This window comes from Mycobacterium sp. E2327, from assembly GCF_001672675.1.
Taxonomy (GTDB): domain Bacteria; phylum Actinomycetota; class Actinomycetes; order Mycobacteriales; family Mycobacteriaceae; genus Mycobacterium.
This window is the reverse complement of record NZ_LZKE01000046.1, coordinates 1-4538: the sequence shown is the minus strand read 5'-3', so window position 1 is coordinate 4538 and position 4538 is coordinate 1. Positions and strand designations below refer to the sequence as shown.

The following is a 4538-nucleotide window of genomic DNA, read 5'->3' as shown; positions in this document are numbered from 1 at the left end:
CGGCGCGGCGCGCGTCGTGGTGACCCAGCGGCGCCAGCGGTACGTGCTGCCCAAGTTCGCCGCCGGCGTCCCGTCCGATCACCGGGTCTACACGCGGTACGGAACGCTGGCCGACGAGACGCTGCAGCCGGCCGAGATCGATCGGCAACTCAAGGAGATGGTCGTCGCGGCGGGAGGGAGCCCCGAGCAGTACGGCGCGCCGGCGCCGGACCCTTCCGTTTCGGTGGCCGGCCTCACCCTCAACCAGCACTACCTGCCGCTGGTGGCCGAGGGCCGGATCTCGGTGCGCCTATGGATGGAGTCGGTCGCGGGCACGACGGTGGCGTTCGCCGACGGCCGCACCGAGGAATTCGACGGGATCGTGTTCGGCACCGGGTTCAATCTGTCGATGCCGTTCCTCGGGGAAGACATCCGGCGCGTCCTCGACCTGGACTCGGTGCACCTGGACGCCGACCGCTACACCTTCCATCCCGACCTTCCGGGGCTGGCCTTCGTGGGCATGTGGGATCAGTCGGGCGGATACTTTGTGCCCCTTGAACTTCAAGCCAGGTGGATCGCGTACACATGGGGCGGCACCATCTCGTCGCCCACCGAGACCGACCAGCGGTCGGCGATCACGGCCTACCGCTCACGGCGAGGGACGTCGCAGAAGACGCGGATGAACCTGGTCGCCATGACCTTCGCCCGGGCCGCTGGGGTCGAGCCGAAGCCCGATGACTGGCCGGAGGTGCGGCGCGCCCTGCTGTTCGGTCCCCTGGCGCCGAGTTGTTTCCGGCTCCAAGGCCCGGACGCGTTGCCCGACGCGCCGACCCGGTTCGCGCGCGACGCCGCCACCTTCGGTGCGATCACATCCAGCGAGCTGACCGAGCGGGAACGCGACTATTGGTCACTCGTGAAAGCGGCCCTGGTCCGTTAGATCCCCTGCCCTGCAACGGTTTACGCCAATTGCGCGAACTCGGCCTGCAGCTCGTCCAAACGCCGCAGCGTCTCGTCGCGCGGCTCGGTGGGCAGCTCCACCAAAGCCTGTTCCACGCCGAGTGCGAGGTAGCCTTCGAGTTCCTTCGCCGAGTGTTCGCCCAAGTGCGAACCGATCACCGGCACGTCGTGGTCGGCGACGGCGCGCAGCTCGTCGAGCTGACCGGATAGGGCATCCGCCGACGGACTCATCGAGAGCCAGCCGGCGTTGAGGCGCGCGATGCGTTTGAAGCTCGCCGGCCCACCACCGAGATACAGCGGCGGATAGGGCTTCGTCACCGGCTTGGGCCAGCTGTAGATCGGATCGAAGTTCACGAAATCACCGTGGAACTCGGCTTTCTCCTGCGTCCAGATCTCGATCATCGCGCGCAGCCGTTCCTCGACGACGCGGCCGCGCACTCCCGGATCGACGCCGTGGTTGGCGATCTCCTCGCGCAGCCAGCCCACGCCCACACCAAAGCGGATTCGCCCCTGCGACACCAGGTCGAGCGAGACCACCTCCTTGGCCGTCAGGATCGGGTCTCGCTGCGGGACCAACGCGATCCCGGTGCCCAGGACGAGTTGCTCGGTCGCGACGGCCGCCGCGGTCAACGCCACGAACGGATCGAACGTCCGGTAGTACTTCCGCGGAATCGGGCCGCCCATCGGATACGGCGTCTTGGCGTCGACGGGGATGTGCGAGTGCTCCGCCAGGAACAGGGAGCCAAACCCGCGCTCCTCGAGTGCCCGGCCCAACTCGACCGGGCCGATTCCTTCGTCGGTGATGAACGTCAGGACGCCGATCCTCATGGTTGCTCCCCTCGTCGCCCGACGACGTTACGCCGCGTCGCGCCCCAAAGCCCCACGCCGATACCGACGACGGCACCGCCGAGGCCGATTAGCCGCTGCGACGGCTTCAACTCGTCGTGCACGCTCACTCCGCCGAGCAGGTCGGCCGCGTCGGCACCGCCCGAGGCCAGGAACCAGCCGCGGGTGCCCTTGCCGCGCAGCGCCGCCGCGGCGAGCAGGCCGCCGATCAACGCATCGCGATAGCCCATGGAACGCAGCAACAGTCGCGCCGTGGGCGTCGGCTCCTCCGGGTCGCCCCACAGCCGGTTCGCCCGAAGCGGGTCGACGAGGAAGGAAATGCCCGACGCGAGTCGGATGCTGCCCGCTATAAGCGCGGCCCGGTCGATTGCCATGGCCGCAGCCTAGAGCCAATCGCTCCGGTGCACGAGCACGACCTTTCGCACGCCAGTGAACTAGAGTTCACCGAAATGGTCGTTTTCAGTTATGAATTTTGGCCAGCACGAGCTTTAAGAAAGTTGCGGTACGTTAGTCGGCTTCAGCAAACCCGTTCGGGCGAAACGCAATTGCCGCGTCGCCGTCTGCGAACCGCAAGCCACGCCACCGAAACGGCCGAGACCAGCCACAAGCCCGTGAGAACAATTTCGAGCGCGAACAATTGTGCATTTGTCTAATAGAAGGCTCGGCCAACATTTCCGTCGCCCTCGTACCGGCGCGACGTCAACTCGCCCGACACGGGGTTTCCCAAAGCGGGTGTGTATGACCGATCAGCGGATTATTTTTACAAACTATGACGGGACAGGGGGATCCGCGAGCGCGTCCGCAGCAATATGCCAGCCACACGGTCACGCCACGCCGCAAGAAGCTTGCGCCCGACCCCGACGTGCGCCGCGCGATCGTCGATGCCGCGGCGAAATCGGTTCGCGAGCAGGGTGTTCGGGGACTCAGCGTCGCCACGGTACTGGAACGCGCGCAGCTGAGCACCCGAGCGTTCTACCGACACTTCGAGTCGAAGGACCAACTGGTGGCGGCGGTCTTTCTGGAGATGACGCGCAGCGAAGTGGGGCGGCTGCGCGACAAGATGTCGCAAGCCACTGACCCGATCGAGGCGGTGGCCGCCTGGATCGACGGGCGGCTCGACCTCGCGTTCGACGAGGACATCAGGGCGGAGCTGCGGCAGGTGTCGCTGGAAGCCCAATCGAAGATGGTCTCTACTCCCGAGGCGGTGACACCCGCCTACGGCGCAATCCTCGAGCCGCTCATCGAGCAGCTCCAGCGGGGTCTGGAACTCGGCGTGTTCAAGGACATCGTCCCGGCGGTCGCGGCCAAGTCGATACACGGCGTCGTGTGGGCCGGCACGCAGCGGCAGTGGGCGACGAACCATTGGGATCGAGACGAGGTCCGCGACCGAGCGGTGCGGTTCTGCCTGCGCGGGCTGGGCGTGGCGCCGAACACCATCGAGCAAGTCACCGCCTTGGGCTAGCCAGAGATTTCGAAAACGTAAATTTTCGATCGGTCGATGTTTGGAGGTTTCCGCTGGCAATCACGCGGGGTACCTACGCACCTATGAAACGTCTGTATAACCGGACCACCCTCTTCTGACCCATGACTACCTCGTTGACGCAACGACGGAACAAGCTCGCCCCCGACCCGGACGTGCGGTGCGCCATCCTGGACGCCGCCTCTCAGTCGATGCACGACTACGGCGTCCGGGGGCTTAGCGTCGCCGCCGTGCTGGAACGCGCGCAGCTCAGTACCCGCGCCTTCTACCGGCATTTCGACTCGAAGGACCAGTTGGTTGCGGAGGTCTTTCTGGAGCTGGCCCGCATGGAGACCCAACGGCTGAGGGGCCGGATGGCGAACACCACCAACCCGGTCGAAGCCGTCGTTGCGTGGGTCGACGGGCGACTCGAACTCGCCTTTGGCGACAACGGCGAATCGGGTTCGCGCCGCCTCTCGTTGGAGGCTCACTCGCAAGCGCTCTCCTCGCCGGAGATGGTGGCCCCCGCCTACGGTGCGATACTCGAGCCGCTCATCGAGCAGCTCGAGCGCGGGCTTGAGCTCGGCGTGTTCGAAGACATCGTCCCGTCGACCGCGGCGAAATCGATCCACGGCGTCGTCTGGGCAGGCACCCAGCGGCAGTGGGCCACCCATCGTTGGGACCGAGCTGTCGTCCGCGAACGAGCGCTGCGGTTCTGCCTGCGCGGACTCGGCGTTGCGCCCCAGACGATCGAACGGGTTACCGAGGACGCCGCGGCCGGTTAGCCGTTACTTGGCCGGGCAGGCATCGGCGATTTGGATCGAAGCCGGCCACAGCGCCGCCGTCAGGCCAAATGCCGCGACGTCGGAGGCCGTCGGGAACACGGGTTCGAGGCGCGCCTGGATTCGCTGCGTCTCGTCGGTGTGCAGGACCGCCCACACGAAGCCGATGGACAGGTACGGGATCGCGAGCCACAGCGCCAGTTCGATCAGCGCCCCGACGCTGACCTCGTACTGCAGCACGCGCCGAAGCAAATCCATCGCGCACCCGACGCGGCCTCCGGAAACGCCCGGGTCGGCGTGGTGGTCAGGCGAGGCCGACATAGCGCGAGGTTCTCACAATCGCTCGGCGATGGCTACGATGGCCGTCATGGCCGAGCCGTCTCGGGCTGCCGACGAAACGTTCGGGCTCAACCGCGCCGAGACGGTGGCCGTACCCAATCACGCGGCTTCGGATGAAGCCGACCGCACGTCGGCGCGCGACTACGACGACGTCCGGGATGAAGCACCGGAAGACC

5 protein-coding genes and 1 pseudogene are annotated in these 4538 nt (G+C 66.7%); 3 read left to right on the top strand and 3 right to left on the bottom strand.

Annotated elements, in window-relative coordinates; genetic code table 11:
• Nucleotides 1-916: pseudogene (locus tag A5712_RS06035) on the top strand (dimethylaniline monooxygenase); the annotation flags it as partial.
• Between the two features lie 20 nt (nucleotides 917-936).
• Here the strand turns inward: A5712_RS06035 and A5712_RS06030 are convergent.
• Nucleotides 937-1764: an LLM class F420-dependent oxidoreductase gene (locus A5712_RS06030; RefSeq protein WP_068102502.1), complete on the bottom strand. Its 828-nt coding sequence runs from the start codon at nucleotides 1762-1764 to the stop codon at nucleotides 937-939.
• Nucleotides 1761-2156: a DUF4267 domain-containing protein gene (locus tag A5712_RS06025; RefSeq protein WP_068102500.1), complete on the bottom strand. Its 396-nt coding sequence runs from the start codon at nucleotides 2154-2156 to the stop codon at nucleotides 1761-1763. The genes A5712_RS06030 and A5712_RS06025 overlap by 4 nt, the downstream gene beginning before the upstream one ends.
• 395 nt (nucleotides 2157-2551) lie before the next feature.
• Here A5712_RS06025 and A5712_RS06020 point away from each other — a divergent pair, with 395 nt between their 5' ends.
• Both A5712_RS06020 and A5712_RS06015 read left to right on the top strand, forming a co-directional pair.
• Complete coding sequence (locus A5712_RS06020; protein ID WP_068102499.1) at nucleotides 2552-3244, top strand: TetR/AcrR family transcriptional regulator; 693 nt, start codon at nucleotides 2552-2554, stop codon at nucleotides 3242-3244.
• Nucleotides 3245-3366: 122 nt separating this feature from the next.
• Nucleotides 3367-4026 carry a TetR/AcrR family transcriptional regulator gene (locus tag A5712_RS06015; RefSeq protein WP_068102497.1) on the top strand — a complete coding sequence of 220 codons (660 nt, stop codon included), beginning with the start codon at nucleotides 3367-3369 and terminating at the stop codon, nucleotides 4024-4026.
• A 3-nt stretch (nucleotides 4027-4029) separates the two neighbouring features.
• Here the strand turns inward: A5712_RS06015 and A5712_RS06010 are convergent, their stop codons facing one another.
• Entirely contained in the window at nucleotides 4030-4344 is a 315-nt protein-coding gene (locus A5712_RS06010; RefSeq protein WP_369830363.1) for a hypothetical protein, read from the bottom strand.
• Nucleotides 4345-4538 lie beyond the last annotated feature (194 nt).

Excerpts from the sequence above, each read along its gene's own strand:
- A5712_RS06030 (WP_068102502.1), bottom strand. The coding sequence starts at position 1,764 with ATGAGGATCGGCGTCCTGACGTTCATCACCGACGAAGGAATCGGCCCG.
- A5712_RS06025 (WP_068102500.1), bottom strand. The coding sequence starts at position 2,156 with ATGGCAATCGACCGGGCCGCGCTTATAGCGGGCAGCATCCGACTCGCG.
- A5712_RS06020 (WP_068102499.1), top strand. The coding sequence starts at position 2,552 with ATGACGGGACAGGGGGATCCGCGAGCGCGTCCGCAGCAATATGCCAGC.
- A5712_RS06015 (WP_068102497.1), top strand. The coding sequence starts at position 3,367 with ATGACTACCTCGTTGACGCAACGACGGAACAAGCTCGCCCCCGACCCG.
- A5712_RS06010 (WP_369830363.1), bottom strand. The coding sequence starts at position 4,344 with ATGTCGGCCTCGCCTGACCACCACGCCGACCCGGGCGTTTCCGGAGGC.